This is a genomic window from Kocuria sp. CCUG 69068 (assembly GCF_020833785.1).
GTDB classification, from domain to species: Bacteria; Actinomycetota; Actinomycetes; order Actinomycetales; family Micrococcaceae; genus Kocuria; species Kocuria rosea.
The window spans coordinates 14,580-35,313 of record NZ_PDDL01000016.1 but is presented as its reverse complement, the minus strand read 5'-3'; the positions used below and the strand labels follow the sequence as shown (position 1 = coordinate 35,313).

Genomic DNA, 20,734 nt, shown 5'->3' with positions numbered 1-20,734 from the left:
GGGTAGCCGTGCTGCCCGCGCGGGACCGGCGGTGCGGGTGGGGCAGTCGTGGACGGGTTCACCGGTGAGCTGGTGGTCGGTGTGGTTGATGCTCTCCCGCACCGTGAACCGTCAAGGCTTCTCCGTCGTCTTCACAATCCGAGGATGCAACGGGTGGTCAGTATCAGCGGATCCCGGAGCTACCGCAGTCGACGATCTGAGGCCGTCCTGGCTTACGGGGTCCGTGATGCGTAGGTCGCCCCGTCGACGGGCATGTCACGGGGCGGGCCACAGCCCCGTCGCGGGGGACGCGTTCCCCATCACCTGAGGCGGTCAGCCGCTAGCCCCCCCCGCTGACATGATGCCCGGGGTCAGCGCGTGGGCTCGTTGTCGGCGAGGGAGGATGGACTGAAGGGGAGGGCGTCGCCCTCGCGTTGCTTGAGGTCCTTATACCAGCGTGCTGCGTCGTCCTGGGAAGCGGATTCGACGGCGCGCTCGGTGCGGTCGCCGCGGAAAATCGAACGCATGATCAGCCAGAAGATGACGCCGATGCAGATGGACGGCAGCACAGCCGCGAAGTACTCCATGGATGTATTCTCCCCTAGGGATCTGGACGGACGCTGGCGCCGGGTGTGTACTCAGCGCGGTGAATGGGTGTCTGTCAGGGGTATTCCACGGGGGCGGGTGGCGGTGTACCACTGGGCGCAGAAAACAACGATCAAGGTGACGTCCACGGCGTCCCCACCGTAATACATGATCTGCGCCCCGATTCGCGCGTCGGCGAAGTCAACGCCGGCGGGCGGATGGCCGTAAAGCCACTTGGCCAAGATCGAATGGGCTGTGAGAAACCCAATGAGCGCTGCGGTCCGCAGGCCGAAGGAGCTCCGGTGCGGGTTCGGGTCAATCCCCACCATCGCGGCGGTGAAAAGATAGCCGGCCAGGAAGACGTGGGCGTGGACGAGCGCATACAACCACACCGAGGTGTGCATCAATCCGTACAGATCGGTGGTGTAAAGCGCCCACAGGCCCCCGACGTTGAGCACCACCGCGACCACCGGATGGGTCAGAGCCCGCACGAAAGCGGTGCGCAGGGCCCGGGAGAGCGCGCGGGCCTGAACCACAGGCAAAGCACGCAGAGCAAGAGTGACCGGGGCACTGAGCACCAGACACAGTGGCGCGACCATGCCCAAGAGCAGGTGCCCGACCATGTGGGCGGGAAAGCTCGTGCGGGCGGCTTCAGCGATCGGGCCCACCACCGCGGCTCCAGCACAGAAGAGCCCGGTGCACCACAGCACGGCGCGGTGGATCGGCCACCGCCCCCGGTGTCGGGACGCCCACCATCCCGCGGCGTAGCCGACCGCGCCCAGACCGAACGCCAGGGCTGTGACGTATCCGAACAAAGTCCAACCGAACATGCCGTGGTCGTGACTCATCGCGATTATCGTACATCTGTTTTCAAGACCTGGTCGGTCGTTGATTGCCCTCGTCCGGCTGGCTGACCATTCCTGTATGGCCACGATGAAGCCGCAGTGGATGATCGACTGTGGGAGCTGATCGCCCCGCTCATACCGCCCCTAACGCCGCCGCGAGGCCCCGGTAGGCGGCCGTGGATCGATGACCGGGCCGCTGTGGAGGGCATCTTGTTCGTGCTGCATACCTCGGTGTCGGTGGCGGACCTGCCACCGGCTCTGGGGCGCGGGTCCGGACACAACCGCCTGGTTGCCTGTGCGCGTGTGACAGGCGGCCGGGGTTTGAGAGAAGCCCCACCGGGCCGTGCTCGAGGAGCTCTCCGAGGAGCAGATCCTCGACTGGACAGGGGCCAGCATCGACTCGGTGTCGGTACGAACCCAAAAAGGGGAGCGAGCTGACCGGCCCGAACTCCACCGACCACGCGAACCCGGGCTCCAAGTACTACCTGTTCACTGACCGCAACGGCCTGCCCCTGCACGTTCACGCCCCGGCCGCCAACACCCACGACAGCCGTCTCTTCGAACTCCTGATGGTGGCCACCTCCGGTGTGCGCGATCGGTGCGGACGTCCCGTGCAGCCACGGCGCCGCCCAGGCATCAAAGTGCGTGTTACCCGCCGTGGGATCGAGGCCAAAACTCATCTGGATCGACACGGCTTGGTGGTCGAGCGCCCCATCTCCGGGGTCTTGCGCTTCAAACGCCTCGGAATCCGCTACGACCGCATCGTCGGCACCCTGGTCCTCTGCCCTGCTCGGCCTCCCGCTCATCAACGTTCGCCGACTGCGCCAGGCGACCAAGTTATGAGATCAGGTGCACCTCAGCGTGCCTGCACTGCACCGGTGGCCGGCGAGGTGCCGGCATCCCGATTTCCCCGGGCAGGGGCCGTGATCCCTGCCGGAGCGCTCGGCTCGCCAGTCTCGGGGGTTGGTTTGCCGGACGCCACTCGTGCCGGGCGTATGGGCCCCTCTTCCTTGTCATTGAGGATGCCGTCCCCGTCAATGTCCGGGTCTCCTTCATTGAGCAGGCCGTCCCCATCCATGTCCGGATCAACCTCATCGACGAACTCATCGCCGTCGAGGTTGTCGTCAGCCTCGTTGCCGATGCCGTCCCCGTCGAGGTCGGTGTCTTCAATGTCGAGGATGCCGTCGCGATCGGTGTCCCGTCTGGTGTCCGGAACCCGGGGCGCCACCCCGGGCAGGAGATCCTTCTCTTTCCCAGTGCCCGCGGACGGTGGCGGCGCGGATGGTGGCGGCGCGGGTTTGGGCGGTGCCGGTTTGGGGGGTGCCGGCTTGGACGGTGCCGTTAGGGGCCCGGGCGGGGTCGCAGCAGGTGCTGGTTTGGCGGGCTTTACCGGCTTGGTCTGGGAGGCCGTGGGCTTTTGCGCTGCTGGCGGTGCAGGAGTCGGTGTGGGGCTGGGTTTTGCAGGAGCGGAAGGCTCGGCCGTGGGCTGTGGCTCCTTCGTGACCTTCTTGGTCGCAGCGGCCTTCTGCTCGGCAGCCTTCCTTTGGGCGGCCTTCTTCTGATCGGCTGCCTCTTCGCCTGAGGCGGCCTTTTTCTTGGCGGCGGTCTCGTCCTCCGGGAGAGCCGGCACGGGCACCTCCAAGGAGTATTTGCTGCGGGAGGCGGGAATGACGCGGAGGCCGTCGACCCAGTCGAAGGACTGGGGGTCCACGGCCTGCCCGTCGACCCAGGTCTCGAGGTGCAGGTTTGGTCCCGTGACCCGGGTTCCGGTGGCACCGACGGAACCGAGCTGCTCGGACGCGGTCAGCCGGTCACCGGTGGCCACCCTGACGTCCTGGAGGTGGTTGTAGGTGGTTCTCAGTCCGTCCGCGTGGGTGACCTCCACACGGTTGCCGCCCCAGACGTCCCAGAACACGGCCGTCACCTCGCCCTCGGCGGCCGCCACGACCGGCAGCCCTGCGGCGGCGGAAACGTCGGTGCCGTTGTGGAACTCGCGGTCGCCGCGATCGGGGGCGATCCGCCACCCGAAGGTGCCCCCGCTCAGGACGGTCCCGGGAGTGGTGGGGGCGATGAGGGTGTTGACGGGAAGCTCGCCCGAGTACAGCCTCGGTGCGTGCCGCCCCGGGCGCACCGTCGAGGCCGCGTTCCGGTCGCCGTCGCCCGGGCCGGTGCCTTGGCGCCAGGACCCGTTGCCCGCGGCGCCGTCACGGACGGGCGAGGTGGAACGGTTCTGCCGCAGCGGTGCCGCCGGGGGGTGCTGCCGCTCCTGACCTGACGCGAAGAGGCTCCACCCGCTGTCCGACCGCTCCGAGGACGTCGAGGATCCCGCCGACGCACCGAAGGCAGCCCCTCGTTCTTCGCCGGCCCCCGGAGTGACGCCCGAGCTGACGGCCACGCTCAGCGCCACGAGGGCCGAGAACGCGGCGAGGGCGCTCACCGGCGAGGAGGCGCGGTGACGGAGGTCGGGCTTGGCAGGGCGGCGAGAGGAGTCGCGGGGCATGATGGTGTTTCCCCCCAGGACGTCGCAGACAGCGACGGAAAGATCGAGCAACGGACCGCAGGCAGCAAACATTGGTGTGCGCGTAGGAGCACGGACAATCCTCCTGAGAATATGTCTTCGCTCCCGTTAATGCGGCGTCGTGCGGGGACGCAACGCTGTATGACGCGCAGAGCTGCCGCCCTCCGGTTCGAGGTTCCTGGTTCGGTGGCGGCGCAGTGGCGCTGAGGTACCTCACGTGACGCGGTAGATACCGATGTCAGGGCGCCCTGTCGTGGGTCAGATGTTGCCGTGGCAGCCAGGGTGGTTCGCGCCTGTGGTCAGTTGAGCAGATTGGTGAGGCCGGGGGCGAGCAACAAGATGGTGGGCACGGAGATGAGCGCAGCGGCTGCGCTGATGACTGTTGCCTTTTGCCCCGTCGGCAGGGGTGTGGCCTCCAGCCGCAGGATGCGCTGACGGGCATCCTCAACAGGGGCCGCGCCTGTCCAGGTGCCTTGGAAGCGGTGCGAGGGGGCAGCGAATCCACCGGCGCTGACGAGGACGACGGCTCGGGCGAGGGTACGGTCGTCGACGCTCCGGCGGGCGCGGTCGTCGGCGAGCATCTCGACGAGGAGCCCGACTTCGCGGTGGGCGCGGTCGGCGATGGGGAACCAGGGCAGGGAAGCCTTCCAGGCGCGGAACAGCATCAGCACGATGTCATGACGTTGGGTGGCATGCGCCTTCTCGTGCTCGATCACCGCGTCCAGCTCGTTTTCATCGAGCAGTGACAGCAGTCCGGCAGAGAGGACGGTCATCGTGGTGAACGCCCCGGGGAGGCAGTAGGCGATCGGGGCGGGGTTGTCGAGGAGCCGGGTGCCGGGGGCCTCGGGCAGCGGTGTGCTCAGGAGCAGGACCAGCTGGGCATGGCGCCGACGATCGTGTTCGGCGCGCACAATCGTGAAGATCAGGTTCAGCAGCAGATGCCCGCCGAGCAGAACTGCTCCGGACAGCGCGAGGATGTGCATCGGGCCTGCGGGCCCCCATGGCTGATCTCCCAAGAAGCTGGCGGCGAAGCTGATGCCGCCCGTGACCAAGTCCGGCCCAAAAGGGGCCAGGCCGAAGGTGAGCAAGGCCCCGAGCATCGACAGCCCGCCGGCCAGGGCGACGGCCTGCCAGAGCACCAGTGCGGTGGCGGGGGCGCAGGTCGGCCACTTGGCGTGCGAGAGAAGGATTGGGACGGGCCAGGCCAGGGCGAGGGCAAATGCTGCGAGGGCGATCGAGGCGCTGATCACATGGACTCAGTGGTCGTCGAGGAGGCGCCGCAGCGTTTGTGCTTCCTCGGAACTGACGCCCCCGACGAAGCGTTCGAGTACGGCGGCCCGGTCGTTGGCTGTTCCGAGGACCTCGTGCATGAGGGAGGCCATATGCTCCTCCCGGGAAGCCGCAGGTAAGTAGCGGTGGGGGCGGAAGGTGCGTTCCCGTGTGACGAATCCTTTGCGCTCCAGGCGGGACAGGACAGTGAGCACGGTGGTGGCGGCGCGGGGGCGGCCACTGTCGGTGGCTAGGGGGAGCTGGTCCTGAAGGTCGTAAGCCGACAGGGGGGTGTCCGCCTGCCAGAGGATCTCCATGATGGATCGCTCCAGGTCACCTAAGGAGGTTGCACGTTTTGATTCGTTGGTTGCCACCGGCTGATTCTAGCGGACCGACCCACGTGTTCTACAGTGGTGTAGAAGTAATTCTACGACTCGTAGAATTACTTCTACACCACTGTAAACAGGCTTGGGGGACAACCCATGGATCCGTTGGAGATCGCCCGGTGGCAGTTCGGGATCACCACCGTCTACCACTTCGTGATGGTCCCGCTCACGCTCGGGCTGGGTCTGCTGGTGGCGCTCATGCAGACGATGTGGGTTCGTACCGGCAACGGGCGCTGGCTGCGGATGACGAAGTTCTGGGGAAAGCTCTACCTGATCAACTTCATCATGGGCGTGGCCACCGGATTGGTGCAGGAATTCCAGTTCGGCATGGCCTGGAGCGAGTACTCCCGCTTCGTCGGCGATGTCTTCGGGGCACCGTTGGCGATGGAGGGCCTGCTCGCCTTCTTCTTCGAGTCCACCTTCCTGGGCCTGTGGATCTTCGGCTGGGACCGCCTGCCCAAGAAGCTGCACCTCGCCTCGCTGTGGACGGCCGTGCTGGGCTCGGTGGTCTCGGCGTTCTTCATCATCGTGGCCAACTCCTGGATGCAGCACCCGGTGGGCGTGGAGATGGTGGACGGCCGCCCGGTGATGAACGACGTGTTGGCGGTGCTGACCAACAACACGGCCCTGGTGGCCTACTCCCACACTCTGGCCGGAGCGGTGGCAGTGGGCGCGGCGTTTCTGATCGGGGTTTCCTGGTATCAGCTGTGGCAGCGCCGCCGGGACAACATCGACACCGTCGACGACTCCGGTGCCGTGGTTGTGGGGGAGCGGGCCGATATTCCCGGGCGGGACCGGGTCGACCACGGCGTGTGGCTGTCCAGCCTGCGCATCGGTGCGGTGGTCGCCGCCGTCGCCTTCGGCGGGGTCGCCGCCACCGGGGACCTGCAGGGCAAGCTCATGTTCGAGCAGCAGCCGCTGAAGATGGCTGCCGCTGAGGCGGCCTGCCACGATGGCACCAGCTTTTCGGTGCTGGCGGTGGGCCCGCTGGGAGCCCAGGACTGTGACCAGGTGACCAACGTCATCGAGATCCCGGGCCTGTTGTCGTTTCTGGCCCACGGGGACTTCGACACCGAAGTCAAGGGCGTGAACACCCTCATCCCACAGTACGAGGCCGCCTACGGCACCCACCTGCCTGAGGACCCCATGTACGGCGAACGGGCCGGCCAGAAGATCGACTACCTGCCCCTGATGGAGGTCACCTACTGGGGGTTCCGCCTGATGATCGGTTTCGGCATGCTCGCCGCCGGCTTCGCCGCGCTGACGCTGTGGCTCACCCGGAAGGGCACCGTCCCGGCTTCCAAGCCCTTGATGTGGGTGGCGGTGGCCTCCATCCTGGCACCCTTCGGGGCCAACATTGCCGGGTGGGTGTTCACCGAGATGGGGCGGCAACCGTTCGTGGTCGTCCCGAATCCCAACCCCAGTGGTGTGGACGGGGTCTACATGTACACCGCCGCTGCCGTCTCCCCGGGAGTCAGCGGGGAGGAAATCCTTTTCTCCCTCATCATCCTCGGGCTGATCTACGCGGTCCTGCTGGTGGTGGAGACGATGCTGCTCGTGCGCTACGTGCGCGGCGGGGTCGCCTCGGCCATGCCCGAGCTCGCCCACCGAGACGATGACCCCGCCCATCCCGAGGGCATGACCGGTCGGCGCGATGACGTGCTGGCCTTCGCCTACTGAGCCCGACGACCACAGAACGGTCTGTGACATGGAACTGCTTCCCACTCTCTGGTTCATCGCCATCGTGGTGCTGTGGACCGGGTTCATCCTCCTGGACGGCTTCGACCTGGGCGTGGGGATGCTCATGCTCATCAGTACCCGCGATGAGCGCCAGCGCCGGCAGATGCTCAATACCATCGGCCCGGTGTGGGACGGCAACGAGGTGTGGCTGATCACCGCAGCCGCCGGGCTCTTCGCCGCCTTCCCCGACTGGTACGCCTCCTTGTTCTCTGCCCTGTACGTCCCCTTCGTGTTCGTTCTGGTCGGGCTGATTTTCCGGGCGGTGTCCATCGAGTACCGCGGTAAGGTCCACAGCGACCGGTGGCGGCGGTGGGTGGACCGGGCCCTGGGGATGGGGTCGTTTCTGGTCGCCTTCGGGCTCGGTGCTGCCTTGGCTTTGACCACTACGGGCCTGCCGCTGGACGCTAATGGCGACCGCGTCGGCGGGGCCTTCGCCTGGTTCACGCCCTACGCGCTGCTCGGTGGGCTGGCGCTGGTGGGGTTCTGCCTCGTGCACGCCGCGGCCTTCCTGGGACTGAAGACCGAGGGCCCGGTCCGGGTGCGTGCCCGCCGGTTCCTCCTCCGTTTCGGTCCGGCCGCGCTGGTGCCGCTCACCGTGTGGGTGTTGGCCGTTCAAGTGGCACACGACACGGCCTGGACCTGGCCCCTGGTCGGTGCCGCGGTCGTCGCCGCGCTCTTCGGGTGGACCAGCGCCCGCCTGGGCCGGGAAGGCCGCGCCTTCGCCGGCTCCGCCGCACTGCTGTTCTGCGGCCTCGCCTCGATCTTCGCCAACGTCTACCCCGTGGTGCTGCCCTCCACGATCGACCCCGCCCACCACCTGACGGTGGCCAACGCCTCCAGCAGCGACTACACCTTGGGGGTCATGACCGTCGTGGCGGCCATCGGCTTGCCCTCGGTGATGCTCGCTCAGGGCTGGAGCTACTGGGTGTTCCGCCGGCGCCTGACCACCGGCCATCTTCCCGCCCCCCACCCCGTCCTTCCCGCCGTTGCCCCAAGCCGCGCCGCGGGTACCCGACGTGAGGGTGTGCCGGGGAGAGGCGTGGACGGGAACCAGCAGGCATGAAACGTCCTCCGCTGGGCCCCGGTGGTGCTGCCACAGTCTTCACCCTCGGCCTCCTCGGAGCGCTCAAGGCTCTGGCTCTGATCGGCATGGCCGAAGCCCTGGCCCGCGGCATCGTCGGGGTCATCGCTCATGACACGGCGGCCTGGCAACGGGCTCTGCTGGTCGGGGTCGGTGCCGGGCTGCTGCGTGCCGCAACCATCTGGGCCACCCAGGTCGTCGCCGTCCGCGCCGCCGGTCGGGCGAAGCGAGGGCTGCGCCGAGAACTCGCCACCGGCCTCCTGGCCGGGTGCGGCCACGACGTCGGCGCCACGACCACTGTGGGCACCATCGGCCTCGACGCCCTCGACGACTACTACGCGCGCGTGCTGCCCTCGGTCACCGCCGCCACCACCGTGCCTCTGCTGATCGGGGCGAGGATTCTGGCCGCCGACTGGGTCAGCGCCCTCATCATCGTGCTCACCGTGCCCCTGATCCCGGTGTTCATGGCACTGATCGGGCTGCACTCCCAGGACAAGGCTGAGGAGTCCTCCGCCGCCCTTCAACGGCTCTCCCACCACCTGGTCGAACTCGCCCGTGGACTGCCCGTCCTCGTGGGCCTGGGACGGATCGAGGAGCAGGCTGCGGCGCTGCGCGATGTCTCCGAGCAGCACCGGCACACGACCATGGTGACCCTGCGCACCGCGTTCCTCTCCGCGCTCGTGCTCGAGCTGATCGCCACGCTCTCGGTCGCCGTCGTGGCGGTGTTCGTCGGCGTGCGCCTCGTCTACGGTGACCTCGACCTCCTGGTGGGACTCATTGCCCTCATCCTCGCCCCCGAATGCTTCGCCCCCTTCCGCGACCTCGGCGCGGCCTTCCACGCCTCCCAGGACGGCATGGCAGCCTTGCACCGCTCCCGTGAGATCGTCGCCGAGCCCCCGGCCCCCGACATCCGCAGACCGACGCCACCGGAATCGAACCCCGCAACGATCAACCCCCAGCCGGACACCCCAGCAGACCAGGCACCCGCGGTGCGAATCAGTGGCGTGGTCGTGCGCTACCCAGGGCGGCCCTCCCCAGCACTATCCGGTCTCGACGCCGAAATCCCTTCCGGAACTATCACTAGCGTCGAAGGCCCCAGCGGCAGCGGCAAATCCACCCTGCTCGGGGTCCTCGCCGGAACCATCGAAGCCCAAGAAGGAACCATCCACGGGATCGACCCTGCCGCGGTGGCCTGGGTGCCTCAGCACATCCACACCATCGGCGAGACCGTCCTCGACGAGATCCAGCTCTACGCCCACGACACCGCTTCCGCCCACCACGCCCTCGCGCGAGTCGGACTGACCGGGCTGGCCGAGGCGGACCCGAACCAACTCAGCCCCGGGGAACTGCGCCGCCTGGGCCTGGCCCGGGGCCTGGCCCGCATCACCGCCGGGGCCCGGCTGCTGCTCCTCGACGAGCCCACCGCCCACCTCGATCCCGCCAACGCGCACCGCATCAGAAACCTCATCGACAACCTGCGCGGCACCACCACCGTGATCCTGGCCTCCCACGAAACCGAGATCACCGCCCTCGCCGACCAGAAAGTGCTACTGGGCGAACCCGCCAGCCCCCGCGGTGAGGGTGAACACCACCGGTCAAAGACCACCGCCCCGGAGGAGCAGCAGGCCTCCGATCGCCAGGGCGAGGCGTTCACTTCTTCACTCGCCGAGACCTCCGGTGGTGCGTTGGGCGAGCTCAGGACGTTCCTCGCCTCCACTCGCTGGCGCATGTTGGGGGCCGCGGCCCTGGGGACGGCCTCAGTCCTGTTCGCCGCTGCCCTCACCACGCTGTCGGGCTGGCTGATCGTACGCGCCAGCGAGCAACCGGGAATCATGTACCTGATGGTCGCCATCGTCGGCGTCCGCTTCTTCGGCATCGGCCGCGCCGTGCTGCGCTACGCCGAGCGACTGGCCACCCACGACGCCGTCCTGTCCGCCACCACCGAGCTCAGGTCCCGGATCTGGGCCGGGCTGGCCGCCCGAGGCCTGGCCTCCCGGGCCCTGGCCACCGGTGGGGCGGCGCTGGAGCACCTGGTCGACGCCGCAGACCGGGTCCGCGACCTGGCCCCGCGGGTCCTGCTGCCACCGATGGCCGGGGCCGGCACCGCCCTGGGGGCTGTCGTGGCCGTCATGGCCCTGTGCCCCAGCGCGGTGCCCACGCTACTGGTCGCCGTCCTCGGCGGGCTGTTCGCCGGGCCCGTCGCGGCGCTGCTGGCCGATCGCTCGGCGGCCCGCCACCTCACCGTCGTGCGCTCCAGGGTGATCCGCCGCTTCGCCGCGATGGTCGCCGCCTCCGACGAGCTGCGCGCCAACGATCGAGCCAAGGACATGCTCGCCCGGCTGGACGACCTCGAGCAGCGCGCGGACACGTCGACCCGCTCCAGTGCCTGGGCGCGGGGCCTGGGCGAGGCCGTCGTGGTGCTGGCCTGTTCTCTTTCCTCCGTGCTGATGCTGGCTACCACCGCCGAAGCCCTGGCGGCGGGCACGATTTCCACACCGGTCGTCGCCGGACTCGTGCTGCTGCCTCTGGGCCTGATCGACCCGCTGCTCGGCGTGGTCGATGCGGTACAGCAGTGGTCCGCGCTGGCCCAGTCACTGCGCAAGGTCCATGCCGTCACCTCCACAACCACCCGTCACGAGCGACCTCAGCCCCCCGCCGGGCTGGTTCCGGCTCAGGTCCAAGAGCTGACGCTGGCCGACCTGGCCGTCACCTGGCCCCAGGCGCCGGCCCCGGCATTCCGCCACCTCCAGGCCACCGTGCGACGCGGCCAGTGGCTCGTCGTTGAAGGTCCCTCCGGCTCAGGCAAGTCCACCCTGCTGGCGACCCTCCTCGGCCACTTGCCCGCCGCGGAGGGCTCATGGCAGGTCAACGGCTCCGACAGCACCACCTTCGACGCCCGGCAGCTGCGGCGGTGCTTCGCCTGGTGCCCCCAGGAGGCACATCTGTTCGACTCCACCATCCGCGGCAACCTCCTGCTCGCCCGGGGTAAAGACGATCGGCCCACCGATGAGGACATGTACGAGGTCCTCACCCGTGTGGGCCTGGGCCCCTTCCTGGACAGCCTTCCCCGGGGCTTGGACACACCAGTTGGGCCCAGCGGCGGGGAGCTCTCCGGGGGGCAACGTCAACGCGTCGCCGTGGCCAGGGCACTGCTCACCCGCGCCGACGTCATGCTCCTCGACGAACCCACCGCTCACCTCGACGCACCAGCTGCCGACTCGCTGATCTCCGACCTGCGCTCAGCACTGTCCGACCGCATCGTCGTGCTCGTGACCCACCACGCCGAACAACGTGCTGGAGCAGACGTCCACCTCCGCCTACCAGGGGTGCACCAGCACCGCCCACCGCAACCCAGGGACCATGCGCAGGCCAGAAACGGCGACCGGTCACTGACGCGTGTTCTCTGACCGCCCCGCCAACGCAGACGATCTCCCAAGACATCACAGCCCCAGATGAGATACACCTCTCCCGGGGACTCCGCGCGACCTGTCCTCAGCCGCCGACGCTCGGCCGGCCTGCGCTGGCGCGGGTTGATCCACATGGCTCCAACGGGACGTCATGGTGCATAGAACCGTCCCGTCACGAGACACTGCTCGATTCCCTCACACTTCCGGGGCGGTGGAAGTGTCGGTGCTGTTGTTTGCTGTGGCGTCTTCCGTGGATTGCGTAGTGGCGGGGCGGGGTGCGCGGCCCAAATCCACCACACGGTAGATCAAACCCGCCACCAGACCCCCCAACAACGGGGCGACCCAGAACAGCCACAGCTGGGACAGGCTCTGCGCGCCACCGATGGCCGCGGTGCCGGTGGAGCGGGCCGGATTCATCGATCCGCCGTCGAACGGCGCCAGGATGGTGAGCAGGAACGCGAAGGTCGCCCCGATCGCCACCGGGGCCAGTACCGCGTTGGCCCGTGGGGCGGTTGAGCCCAGGACCACGAGAACGAACAAGGTGCTCGCCACGAACTCAATCAGAAGCACGGTGGGCCAGCCGGCTTGGGAAGTGGAGTTCTGCCCGTAGCCGTTGGCCACCGCCCCCAGAGCCTGGGCGGTGGTGGCGGCATCGATCAGTGTCATCAGCACCGCCCACAGCAGCCCCACCGCGACCAGGGCCCCCAGCACCTGGGCCACCACGTAACCGATGGCGACCTTGGGTGATGTGCGCCCGGCCACGACCGCCGCCAGGGTCACGGCAGGATTGAAATGACCCCCGGAGACATGCCCGAAAGCCACCAATACCGCCAGCAGCCCCAGCCCGAAACCCAGTGCGGAATCGATGACCTGGGTGGCGAAAATCCCGGTGCCCACCCCGGCGAAAATCAGCACGGTAGTGCCCGCGAACTCCGCCGCCCACCGGGCACCGGTGGAGGGAGCCGGGGACACCTCGTTGGTGCCGGAATCTTTGCGCACCGCTTTCGGAACCGGAGCCACCAAATCCTGAAAGTCGAGGGCGGCCGTTCCAGCATCACGGGCGGGCGCTGTGGATCCCGCAGCAGCAGGTTGTGCGGTGTTGTCGGTCATAGGGGTTCTCCTGAACGTTGTATCGACACGGCAGGGCCAGAAGGGAAGGCCAGTAAGTCCGGGCGCCGGGCGCCGCTGCAATAGGACCACGGCTAGCTGAATGGTTTTTGAGCACGGGCTCAAATGTGTCGGCCCCACAGCAGGTCCTTGCTGGTCGGTCGCCTCACTCAAGGCTGACAGAGAGGGGACTGGCGAAGGCGCTTTCCCATTCTGTGGGTTCAGCGGATGTGTTGTGGGAGCCCATTCTTGATACCGCCGCCTCGACGGACCCACCCGCTGCTGCAGTTGGGTCCGGGCTCAGTCTTCGCATCGAGCGGAGGTGAGCACGAGCCCACGCCCGGCGCCGGCGGTCCGGGCCAGGGCCAGCTCCAGTGGGCCCTGGCCGTAGGCGCGCTGCCAGGCCACCGCGAACACCGCCGCCCCGCCTGCGTGGATGAGGAACCACAGGAGGGGCACCTCGTAGTGCACCATGGCGGCCAGGGCCAGCAGGTGGGCGGTGTAGAGGGTCAGGGTCATGGAGCCCGCAGCACTGAGCGGCAGCAACCAGGCGCCGGCCTTCCGCCCGATGAGCAGGAACGCCCCCAGCACGGCCGCACCGGAGCCGAGGCCATAGAGGATCGCGATCGGGGTGTTGGTGTGCGGACCGGGGATTAGCAGCCACCACCACGACGTGTCGGGCAGGACGGGGTCGGGGCCCCAGATGATGATCTCGTCGATCTGCTCCTGGCTCAGTCCCGGGGTGGAGCTCATCAGCTGGTCAAAGCCGCCGGCCTGCATGATCAGCACCCAGTAGACCAACCACGCGGCCAGAGCCAGGACCAGGCCCGCCCCGAGCAGCCGGACCTGGACGTGCAGGGACCGCAGGTTGAGCCGGCCGATGGCTACGCCGGCAAGCAGGTAGGTCAGGTATGGGGCCGCAGGGTAGGTACCGGTGAACAACAGTTGGGAGAGCACCGTGCCAGGGTCGGTGAGCACCCCGGTGATGGTGGGATTGTAGACCTCCATCGCGGGCAGCACGCCGCGCAGGGTCTGCATCAGCACCGGGGCGGTCACCGCGGTCACTCCGGCGAGGATGAACAGGGTCCGTGCGGGTAGGTGCAGGAAGGGGATGGCCAGCAGGAAGAACATCCCGTAGTAGGTCAAGATGTTGTAGGCGGGCGGGTCCTCCGGCATGACCTGGTTCACGAGCAGGCCCAGCACAGTGATCAGCACGGCCCGGATGAGCAGCCCCACCCGGTCGGCGGTCATCGTCCGGCCCCGGTGGGCTGTGCGTCCGCCGGTGGAGAACGCCAGCCCGACCCCGGCCAGCAGCGCGAACAGGGCCGCGGCCCGGCCGGCGAACAGCTGCCACTGCAAGGTGACCTCGTAGGTCTCGGGGTCCCAGGCCGGCAAGATGTGGATGGAGAACATCCCGACCAGAGCCAGACCCCGGGCGGCATCGACGCCCACCAGCCGGGATTTTTTCACCAGCGGGAGACCTGAGTCCCCAGTTGGCCCCCGCGTCCCCGAGGTCGGGTGGTGGATGCTGACCATGCTGGTGGGCTCCTTCTCTCGGATGTACCGGCGGGCCCCCGCCCACCGGTCCGGGCACTCCAGGCCCCTCCACCCCCATTTGACCAGGGCGGACTGTCCCGGGCTTATCCTTTCCCTGTGCCCTGGCTGTGTCCGCTGCCGCGTCTCCGGGCGCGCCATGCGGGCCTGCGAACGGTCGTCTCCAGGTCCGCCACCATCAGCACCACGGATGTGCACCAGGCCGAGAACTGGCCGAGATGGTCGGCGCCCGGGTCTTCCACACCCTGGACGGCCTCTCCTGGTCCCATAGGACCCTGCAGGCCACCGGCAGGCCACGCACCTGGGAACGGTTGGGGGCGGCGGGTCGTGTCGGCGTCCCTGGCCGTCCCAGCCGGCTTCCGGTGACGTCAGCCGGTCCACATAGGGGTTAGCGGTCCTCGGTGCGCTGCTGCAACTGATCCAGGTAGGCGTTGTAAGCATCCAAATCCGGGGTGCCTCTGACGGCGGCCTCGGCCTCTTCGCGGGCGGCGTTGCGCGCATCCTCGCGGTGCCACTGGCTCATGATGAACAGCAGAATCAGCACGGACGGCAATTCACCGTAGGACCAGGCCAACGAGCCGGCCAGGACCTGGTCGGCCATCGGGTCAAGGTTCCAGCTGCCTGGCGGGGTGGCGAAAAACTCCACGACGGGTAGCGGAGCCATCATGACGATGACGCCGAAGAAGGCGTGCAACGGCATCTCGGGGACGATGTCGGCCAAGCGACTGCCGTAGGTTTGTTTGGCCGGCAACGGGTCGGCCGACAGCAACGGGATCGTGAACAGGATCCCGGAGGCCAAGAACAGCAGTTCCAGCCCGATGTGGCCGTACCAGGTGGGCAGCAACCGGTCGTCAAGTCCGCTGAGATACACCCCGTAGAAACTGACCAGGAACAACGGAACCAAGAAGGCAGGATGGATGGCGAGCCTGCCCCACCTCGAACGCAACCCCCACAGGGCCAGGCGCAGCACCACGGCGCCGGGCCCGCGATGGGGTGCAGCCCGCAGCAGCAAAGTGCCCGGGCTGCCCAGGACCAGCAGCGCGGGAACGAACATCATCAAAGTCAGCTGCTGGAACATGAACACGGAGAACATGCGCAACCCGTAGCCTTCAATTCCCGCGCCCATGATGACCGCTGTGACCGCGCACCCGGCGAAGAAGCACAGGGTCCGCCACACCGGCCACCGCCGGCGTGCCCTCCACAGCCGGGCCGCTCCGACCAAATACAACACAGCCAGCACCAGCGCGATGGCCGGGATGAGTGGAATTGGTTGCAACGTGGGGGCCAGGAAGTTCTCCAAGCTCGGCGGCTCGGACGGGACCCAGACCGGCCCGGCCATGTTGCGGTCAACCATGGTCACGGAAAGCATCGACTGCCATGAGGACATTTTTGCATGCCACAGAACGGTCCCGAGGTCCGGATCGGGCCCTGAGCCCAGGACCGGTCCAGGAGGGACGGGCCTGCCACGCCGGCCTCTCCCCGGACCTGCCCGCGATATTGGGGATCGGGGCCGAAGAGCCCCGGTGGATTCCGGTCCCCGGCGCACAGCTGGGCCGAGCATGGGAACCGGTTCACGTCTGGGCCCGTCAGCTTTTGCGCGGACCCGGCCACGGGTGCTGATCCTGGCGTGCGAACGGAGATCATGATGGGTTGCGGCGCTTCTCCAACAGGTCCTCCATGTACTTGATCTCCGAGGTCTGGCTGGTGGCGATCGATTGCGCCAGAGAGGTCACCACGGGGTTGTCAGTGTGCTCCAGGATGGCTTGGGCCATGGCTGCTCCGGCTTGGTGGTGGGGGATCATCAACTCGAGGTAGAGCCGTTCGGCCTCCTGGCCTTGGGCGTCCTCCAGCTCGGCCAGCTGCTCGGCGGTGGCCATGCCCGGCATTCGCGCGTCCGGACCAGGGCTCGTGGAGTCCATGCCGGGCATGGATGTGTGGTTCTGGTCGCCGTCGTCCATCCAGGCCATGGCCGGTTGGGATGAGGCCTGGGGCAATCCCCACACGGAGAGCCAGCCGTACATCTGCCCGGCCTGTTGTTGCTGGGTGCGGGAGATGTCGTATGCCAACCGGCGGATCTCCGGGTCTTCCGTACGGTCACGGACCAAGGAACTCATTTCCACCGCCTGCAGGTGATGGGTTTGCATGTCGCGGGCGAACCCGGCTTCCGGGCTGCCCTCCGCCGGGGTGGACGACGTCGGAGCGCTCAGCTGCCCCACCGCCCAGCCGGCCGCCACCAACAGCACGGCCGCCAGCACCAGCAGGACCCACCGTCCCCGGTGCCCTGCCGAGCTCCTGGAGGCGGCGCCGGTGGTGCTGGTGCTCATGCGACCCGGCTGGGGGCATCGATGCCGCCGGTGCAGGATGCCCCGGGCTCCGGGGCGTCGGGGGACTGCCAGTACTTGGTCACGAACTGCTCCAGGCGCTCATCTTCCGGGGAGTCCAGGGCGACCTGAGCCCCCCACGCCGAGATCATGATGGGGGCGCCCAGGTCCTCGTAGGGGGAGAGCACCACGTAGGTGTCCGGGACGGCCTGGCGTAACTCAGCCACCTGGTCCTCGGACAGGGCGGAGGGGTCGTAGGCGGCCCACACGGCCCCGTGCTCCAAGGCGTGCACGGCGTTCTCCTCGGGCACCGGCTCGGTGTAGACCCCGCAGTTGAGCCAGTCACTGGCGTGGTCCCCGCCCACCGGGGGGGACTGCTCGTAGTCCACCGCGGTCTCCACGTGGGAGTTGCCGAGGCCCTCGTAGGTCTGCAGCCCGGCGATCTCGATGTCCTCCCGCGCCTGGGGCGGGGGATCGTTGATCACCGCCACCGTCACCAGGGCCCCGACCGCCGCGACAGCCGTCACCGCGCCCGCGCCCGCCAGGAGCCGCCGCCTGCGGGTGGCCCGGGCATCGGCCGCCCAGTGCTGATCCAGCAGCGCAGCACGTTGCTGCCGCGCCCGCTCCGGGTCCGTACCGCCAGCCATGCGTCCTCCTTGAAAGGCCCAAAAAGGGTCTTGCTCCTCATGAACGGGCAGGACAGTAGCTCACTGCGCTGAGCCTTTCCTGCAAGGCCTTCTTCGGAAGATCGTCCACCATCCACTCCTGGACATGTCGGCGAGTGTGCATCCTCGAGCGCAGGAGAGGCGCGTCCTCGGTGGCTAACGGCGACGACGCAGAAGATCCAGGCCTGGGGCGGGATGTGAGGACCGGGTGCGCACTCCTTGCTGGTCGTTCAAAGAGGACGCACCCGGAGTATGTGATGCCTGAACCGGCTCAGCGTAGGCAAACCTGGACCGGCCCGGAGCCGACGTTGACGCTGTCGAGGACCGCCTGGTGGCCGTTCCGGCCGCCGTGCACGGCCTCGCCGCCGCCGGGATGGACCCCGATGTGGGCGCCCCCGGGGAGCAGTCGACGAGGACATCGGTCTGGGTCTGGACGGTGGAGACGCGGGCGCCGGACTCAAGTGGTCGGCCGGTTAGCCGCGGAAACTGGTTCAGGCCGCGCCCAGCGCATCACTCACCGCCCCAGTGCAGGCCTGATCCCGGACGGTGTCACCGAAACGACCGATGTCCGACGGGGGTGCTTTCGGAGAGGAGCACTCCCGCAGCAGGTGAAGGGCGCAGCAGGTGCGCGTGAGGTAGAGGCGGTCCGGCCCCGGGTGAGAGCGGTCCGGGGATCTGCTGCGGTGACCATGTGGGGCACCGCAGCAGCGAGTCCGGCTCAGCGGTAGGTGTAGTACCCGTCGACGGGCATGGCGTTGACGGAGTGGACGAAGGTGCCCTGGGTCGGGTTCAACGCAGAGACCATCTTGCCGCCACCGATGTAGATGCCGATGTGGTTGCCACCGTTCTGGGACACCAGGTCACCGGGCTGCGGGGTGGCGGTCGGGGTGGCCGCGGCGATCTGCTGGGAGCTGGTGCGGGGGATGTCGATGCCGTTCTGGGCGTAGACCCAGCCGGTGAATCCGGAGCAGTCCCAGGCCCCGAAGGAGGTCCCGCCCCAGACGTAGCCGGTGCCCACACCCTGCATGGCCGTGCCCACGATGCCGCCGGCGGCCGGGGCGAGTTCGGTGGTGGCGGTGGACTGCGGGCTCACGCTCGAGGTGGCGGCGCTCTGCTGCGGGGCCGGGGCCTGGTCGGCGGGGGCGGCGGGCTGCGCGGCGACCGGGGCCTGGTAGGTGTAGGAGGCCAGATCGGCCATCGCCGAGGCCGGAGCCGCATAGGAGGACCCGGAGGCGGCGGGGATCTCGGCGTAGGCCTGGGCCGGAGCGATGGAGCCCACCAGTGCTGCGCCGGCGGCGGCGACGACGGTGGTGGTGCGCACGGCGCGCGAGGAGGTCTCGGCGCGGTGGCGGGCAGTGTTCTGCGTGAAAAGCGACATGGGTGGATTCCTCCCTTTGCCTACGAGGTGAGCTGTCGGATGCGGGTGGGAGACACCCGGCCGCAGAACGCACGCGCTCTGCACGGCTTAACCCCAAGGCCCCGGTACACCGGGACCGGTAATGGTTCCCCCGCTTCTGCCAAGCGATTTCTCTTCAGGAACCCCGGGCACCGGCAGAACTCGGCGATGTGCCACGGGGGCGCCAAGAAGATCAGCTCTCGGCACGCGGAGGACGATACAGGGCCCACCCCCTAATGTCACGTTTTGGTCACGGCCGCTGATCGGGTGGTCGCCTTGGTTGCCGAGGGTGCTCAGCACCGTGTTCCCGACCCAGCGGAGCTTCGTTTCGAGCGGGAACGTCAGGGTGTTCACCGTTAGCGGGGGCGTGGCCGGGGAGAGTCCCTGGTGGGCCCGAAGATGCACACCCTCGGCACGCCTGCGGCGGCCTGTCAGCACTGGGAGACCGCCGGTGGCTGCGGTGGGCGGTTTACGCGCGTAGGGTAAGAAAAGCGATCGAGGCTCTCGGGCGGTGGCTTCGGAGAATATCGGGAGGATAAATTCAGCGCGCACTCATATCTGCCGTAATCCGCCATCCGCCATCCGAACGAAGCACATTTCTTCATCGAATCTTCATGCCTTCAGCGTGTAGAGGAAGAACGGGCACGCTCAAGGGCAGGACAGGAATCGATGTGTTCGCCGGCAGGTGATTCGACTGCATGGCCTTAGGGGCACGCCCGGGGGTCAGTGTTCAGACGGCATCGACACGGCCGCCTCCAAGACGTTGATTCCGTTTGCGGCAACGGGAAATCCGGAGGATGCTTCGTCTGCTGCTTCCTCGATACTGCCGGTATATCCGGGCAGGACCAGGGCGCACCCCAGGACGAGGGCGGTGCTGGTGCGCTTCACAGGGGGCCTCCAACCGGCGGGGCGAGCGGGCAACGGCATCGGCCGCTCGAGACGCCAACAAGATATCCGCCTCGCCGTGGCGACGCCTGCCATGCCCTTGCGAAATGACCGCCTCCTACCCGAGGGGGTGGTCGTTGCGGTCCATCTGCCAGTCGGCCAGGTCCACGGAGACCGCCGCGGCGGCGCCGGCCCACAGAGAGAAGTCGAGCCATTTCCCGCTGAGCTGGAACCGGTCGTCGCTCACGGTCGGTCCTGCCCGGCGGGCCCGCCTTGGCCGAGCGGGACGGTGTCCTTCCAGAAGCCCTGGGCGCGGAGGAACCTCTCGAGGTTCTCGCGGTGGTCGGGGCACGCCAGCCAGCTCTTGCGGTGGTGTGGGGTGTGGATGCGCGGGTTGTTCCAGCGGATCCGCCACGCAGCGTCCGCGCCGCAGCCCTTGCGGGAGCACTGCAAGTTGTCGGGTCCGGCCGGTGGTGCCGCGGATCCGTGCGGGGACAGCGATCTGAGCCGGTCGGTCTCCACGGCGGTCGTGCTCCTCAGGGTACTCGGGCAGGCTCACCGGACAGCCCCGCGTCAGGCTCAGGCCGCGCCGCGGCGCCGGGAGGTGTCGTCCTCGACAGTAGCGGAGGAAGCCGGGTTCCCGCTGGGAGCAACCGTGCTCCCAGGGCCTGATGTCGCGGTCTGCGGGGCTCTCGTTGCGGTGTCTTTCCGTCGTCGCCGTGACCGGTGATGGACTCACCCGCCAACACGGGGTGAAGTGACCCCCCGTCATCAGGACACCCACGGCAGTGTGGCCCCTGCTCAGCGTAGGATTCCCGCTTTGACTTCGAAGTCGTTTGTATAGTTTTCCTCAAGATGGCGTGAAGATTCCCCATAACTTGCCCTCTGGTAGCTGTACGGGCTGTTCTTCCGGACCGGTGAGGGCATAGTTTGCGAGTGAGAACACCCCGTTCTCATCACCCCGTGCACGGGCGTTAGGGTGCCCCAGTCTTTGCT

General features: G+C 68.1%; 18 protein-coding genes and 1 riboswitch. Of the genes, 4 read left to right on the top strand and 14 right to left on the bottom strand.

Annotation, left to right across the window (positions count from 1 at the left end; genetic code table 11):
• Positions 1–350: 350 nt before the first annotated feature.
• Positions 351–566, bottom strand: a complete 216-nt coding sequence (locus CRM73_RS05210) for a hypothetical protein (protein ID WP_115163759.1) — start codon at positions 564–566, stop codon at positions 351–353.
• 51 nt (positions 567–617) lie between these two features.
• Complete coding sequence (locus tag CRM73_RS05205; protein WP_229587039.1) at positions 618–1,412, bottom strand: cytochrome c oxidase assembly protein; 795 nt, start codon at positions 1,410–1,412, stop codon at positions 618–620.
• Between the two features lie 96 nt (positions 1,413–1,508).
• Here CRM73_RS05205 and CRM73_RS19910 point away from each other — a divergent pair, with 96 nt between their 5' ends.
• Entirely contained in the window at positions 1,509–1,847 is a 339-nt protein-coding gene (locus tag CRM73_RS19910) for a transposase (RefSeq protein WP_370658522.1), read from the top strand.
• 418 nt (positions 1,848–2,265) lie between these two features.
• On the opposite strand, the gene CRM73_RS05200 is transcribed toward CRM73_RS19910, so the two are convergent.
• The 3 genes from CRM73_RS05200 to CRM73_RS05190 form a co-directional block, all read right to left on the bottom strand.
• The gene (locus CRM73_RS05200; RefSeq protein ID WP_229587038.1) at positions 2,266–3,846 is read right to left on the bottom strand and encodes a peptidoglycan DD-metalloendopeptidase family protein; all 1,581 of its coding nucleotides are present in this window, start codon (positions 3,844–3,846) and stop codon (positions 2,266–2,268) included.
• 380 nt (positions 3,847–4,226) lie between these two features.
• Positions 4,227–5,177, bottom strand: a complete 951-nt coding sequence (locus CRM73_RS05195; protein WP_229587037.1) for a M56 family metallopeptidase — start codon at positions 5,175–5,177, stop codon at positions 4,227–4,229.
• 6 nt (positions 5,178–5,183) lie between these two features.
• On the bottom strand, positions 5,184–5,570 hold the full coding sequence (locus tag CRM73_RS05190) for a BlaI/MecI/CopY family transcriptional regulator (protein ID WP_219930804.1): 387 nt from the start codon (positions 5,568–5,570) through the stop codon (positions 5,184–5,186).
• 108 nt (positions 5,571–5,678) lie between these two features.
• Here CRM73_RS05190 and CRM73_RS05185 point away from each other — a divergent pair, with 108 nt between their 5' ends.
• The 3 genes from CRM73_RS05185 to cydD are packed head-to-tail and all read left to right on the top strand — an operon-like array spanning position 5,679 to position 11,810.
• Positions 5,679–7,262, top strand: coding sequence for a cytochrome ubiquinol oxidase subunit I (locus CRM73_RS05185; protein ID WP_229587036.1), 1,584 nt, complete (start codon positions 5,679–5,681; stop codon positions 7,260–7,262).
• A 28-nt stretch (positions 7,263–7,290) separates the two neighbouring features.
• Positions 7,291–8,385 carry a cytochrome d ubiquinol oxidase subunit II gene (cydB, locus tag CRM73_RS05180; protein ID WP_229587035.1) on the top strand — a complete coding sequence of 365 codons (1,095 nt, stop codon included), beginning with the start codon at positions 7,291–7,293 and terminating at the stop codon, positions 8,383–8,385.
• Positions 8,382–11,810: a thiol reductant ABC exporter subunit CydD gene (cydD, locus tag CRM73_RS05175; RefSeq protein WP_229587034.1), complete on the top strand. Its 3,429-nt coding sequence runs from the start codon at positions 8,382–8,384 to the stop codon at positions 11,808–11,810. The genes cydB and cydD overlap by 4 nt, the downstream gene beginning before the upstream one ends.
• A 195-nt stretch (positions 11,811–12,005) precedes the next feature.
• Here cydD and CRM73_RS05170 read toward each other — a convergent pair whose 3' ends face one another.
• The 9 genes from CRM73_RS05170 to CRM73_RS05135 all read right to left on the bottom strand — a co-directional run bounded on the left by CRM73_RS05170 (position 12,006) and on the right by CRM73_RS05135 (position 20,260).
• On the bottom strand, positions 12,006–12,920 hold the full coding sequence (locus tag CRM73_RS05170) for an MIP/aquaporin family protein (protein ID WP_084271836.1): 915 nt from the start codon (positions 12,918–12,920) through the stop codon (positions 12,006–12,008).
• A gap of 297 nt (positions 12,921–13,217) precedes the next feature.
• The gene (locus tag CRM73_RS05165; protein ID WP_219930791.1) at positions 13,218–14,387 is read right to left on the bottom strand and encodes a heparan-alpha-glucosaminide N-acetyltransferase domain-containing protein; all 1,170 of its coding nucleotides are present in this window, start codon (positions 14,385–14,387) and stop codon (positions 13,218–13,220) included.
• A gap of 472 nt (positions 14,388–14,859) precedes the next feature.
• Positions 14,860–15,825, bottom strand: a complete 966-nt coding sequence (locus CRM73_RS05160) for a cytochrome c oxidase assembly protein (protein WP_062737404.1) — start codon at positions 15,823–15,825, stop codon at positions 14,860–14,862.
• Between the two features lie 286 nt (positions 15,826–16,111).
• A complete protein-coding gene (locus tag CRM73_RS05155; protein WP_062737386.1) occupies positions 16,112–16,795 on the bottom strand; it encodes a DUF305 domain-containing protein in 684 nt (227 codons plus the stop codon).
• Positions 16,792–17,439, bottom strand: a complete 648-nt coding sequence (locus tag CRM73_RS05150) for a DUF3105 domain-containing protein (RefSeq protein ID WP_062737385.1) — start codon at positions 17,437–17,439, stop codon at positions 16,792–16,794. Before CRM73_RS05150 ends, CRM73_RS05155 begins: the two co-directional genes overlap by 4 nt.
• Before the next feature lie 736 nt (positions 17,440–18,175).
• On the bottom strand, positions 18,176–18,835 hold the full coding sequence (locus CRM73_RS05145; RefSeq protein ID WP_062737384.1) for a C40 family peptidase: 660 nt from the start codon (positions 18,833–18,835) through the stop codon (positions 18,176–18,178).
• Positions 18,836–18,840: 5 nt separating this feature from the next.
• Positions 18,841–19,031: riboswitch (cyclic di-AMP (ydaO/yuaA leader) on the bottom strand.
• 545 nt (positions 19,032–19,576) lie between these two features.
• Positions 19,577–19,741: a hypothetical protein gene (locus CRM73_RS05140; RefSeq protein ID WP_154676752.1), complete on the bottom strand. Its 165-nt coding sequence runs from the start codon at positions 19,739–19,741 to the stop codon at positions 19,577–19,579.
• 115 nt (positions 19,742–19,856) lie between these two features.
• On the bottom strand, positions 19,857–19,985 hold the full coding sequence (locus CRM73_RS19720) for a hypothetical protein (protein WP_255219702.1): 129 nt from the start codon (positions 19,983–19,985) through the stop codon (positions 19,857–19,859).
• Positions 19,982–20,260 (bottom strand): hypothetical protein, encoded by a 279-nt coding sequence (locus tag CRM73_RS05135; RefSeq protein ID WP_062737383.1) that lies wholly within the window; start codon positions 20,258–20,260, stop codon positions 19,982–19,984. Before CRM73_RS05135 ends, CRM73_RS19720 begins: the two co-directional genes overlap by 4 nt.
• Positions 20,261–20,734 lie beyond the last annotated feature (474 nt).

Excerpts from the sequence above, each read along its gene's own strand:
- CRM73_RS05170 (WP_084271836.1), bottom strand. The coding sequence starts at position 12,920 with ATGACCGACAACACCGCACAACCTGCTGCTGCGGGATCCACAGCGCCC.
- CRM73_RS05155 (WP_062737386.1), bottom strand. The coding sequence starts at position 16,795 with ATGAGCACCAGCACCACCGGCGCCGCCTCCAGGAGCTCGGCAGGGCAC.
- CRM73_RS05150 (WP_062737385.1), bottom strand. The coding sequence starts at position 17,439 with ATGGCTGGCGGTACGGACCCGGAGCGGGCGCGGCAGCAACGTGCTGCG.
- CRM73_RS05160 (WP_062737404.1), bottom strand. The coding sequence starts at position 15,825 with ATGGTTGACCGCAACATGGCCGGGCCGGTCTGGGTCCCGTCCGAGCCG.
- CRM73_RS05210 (WP_115163759.1), bottom strand. The coding sequence starts at position 566 with ATGGAGTACTTCGCGGCTGTGCTGCCGTCCATCTGCATCGGCGTCATC.
- CRM73_RS05145 (WP_062737384.1), bottom strand. The coding sequence starts at position 18,835 with ATGTCGCTTTTCACGCAGAACACTGCCCGCCACCGCGCCGAGACCTCC.
- cydD (WP_229587034.1), top strand. The coding sequence starts at position 8,382 with ATGAAACGTCCTCCGCTGGGCCCCGGTGGTGCTGCCACAGTCTTCACC.
- CRM73_RS05185 (WP_229587036.1), top strand. The coding sequence starts at position 5,679 with ATGGATCCGTTGGAGATCGCCCGGTGGCAGTTCGGGATCACCACCGTC.
- CRM73_RS05205 (WP_229587039.1), bottom strand. The coding sequence starts at position 1,412 with ATGAGTCACGACCACGGCATGTTCGGTTGGACTTTGTTCGGATACGTC.
- cydB (WP_229587035.1), top strand. The coding sequence starts at position 7,291 with ATGGAACTGCTTCCCACTCTCTGGTTCATCGCCATCGTGGTGCTGTGG.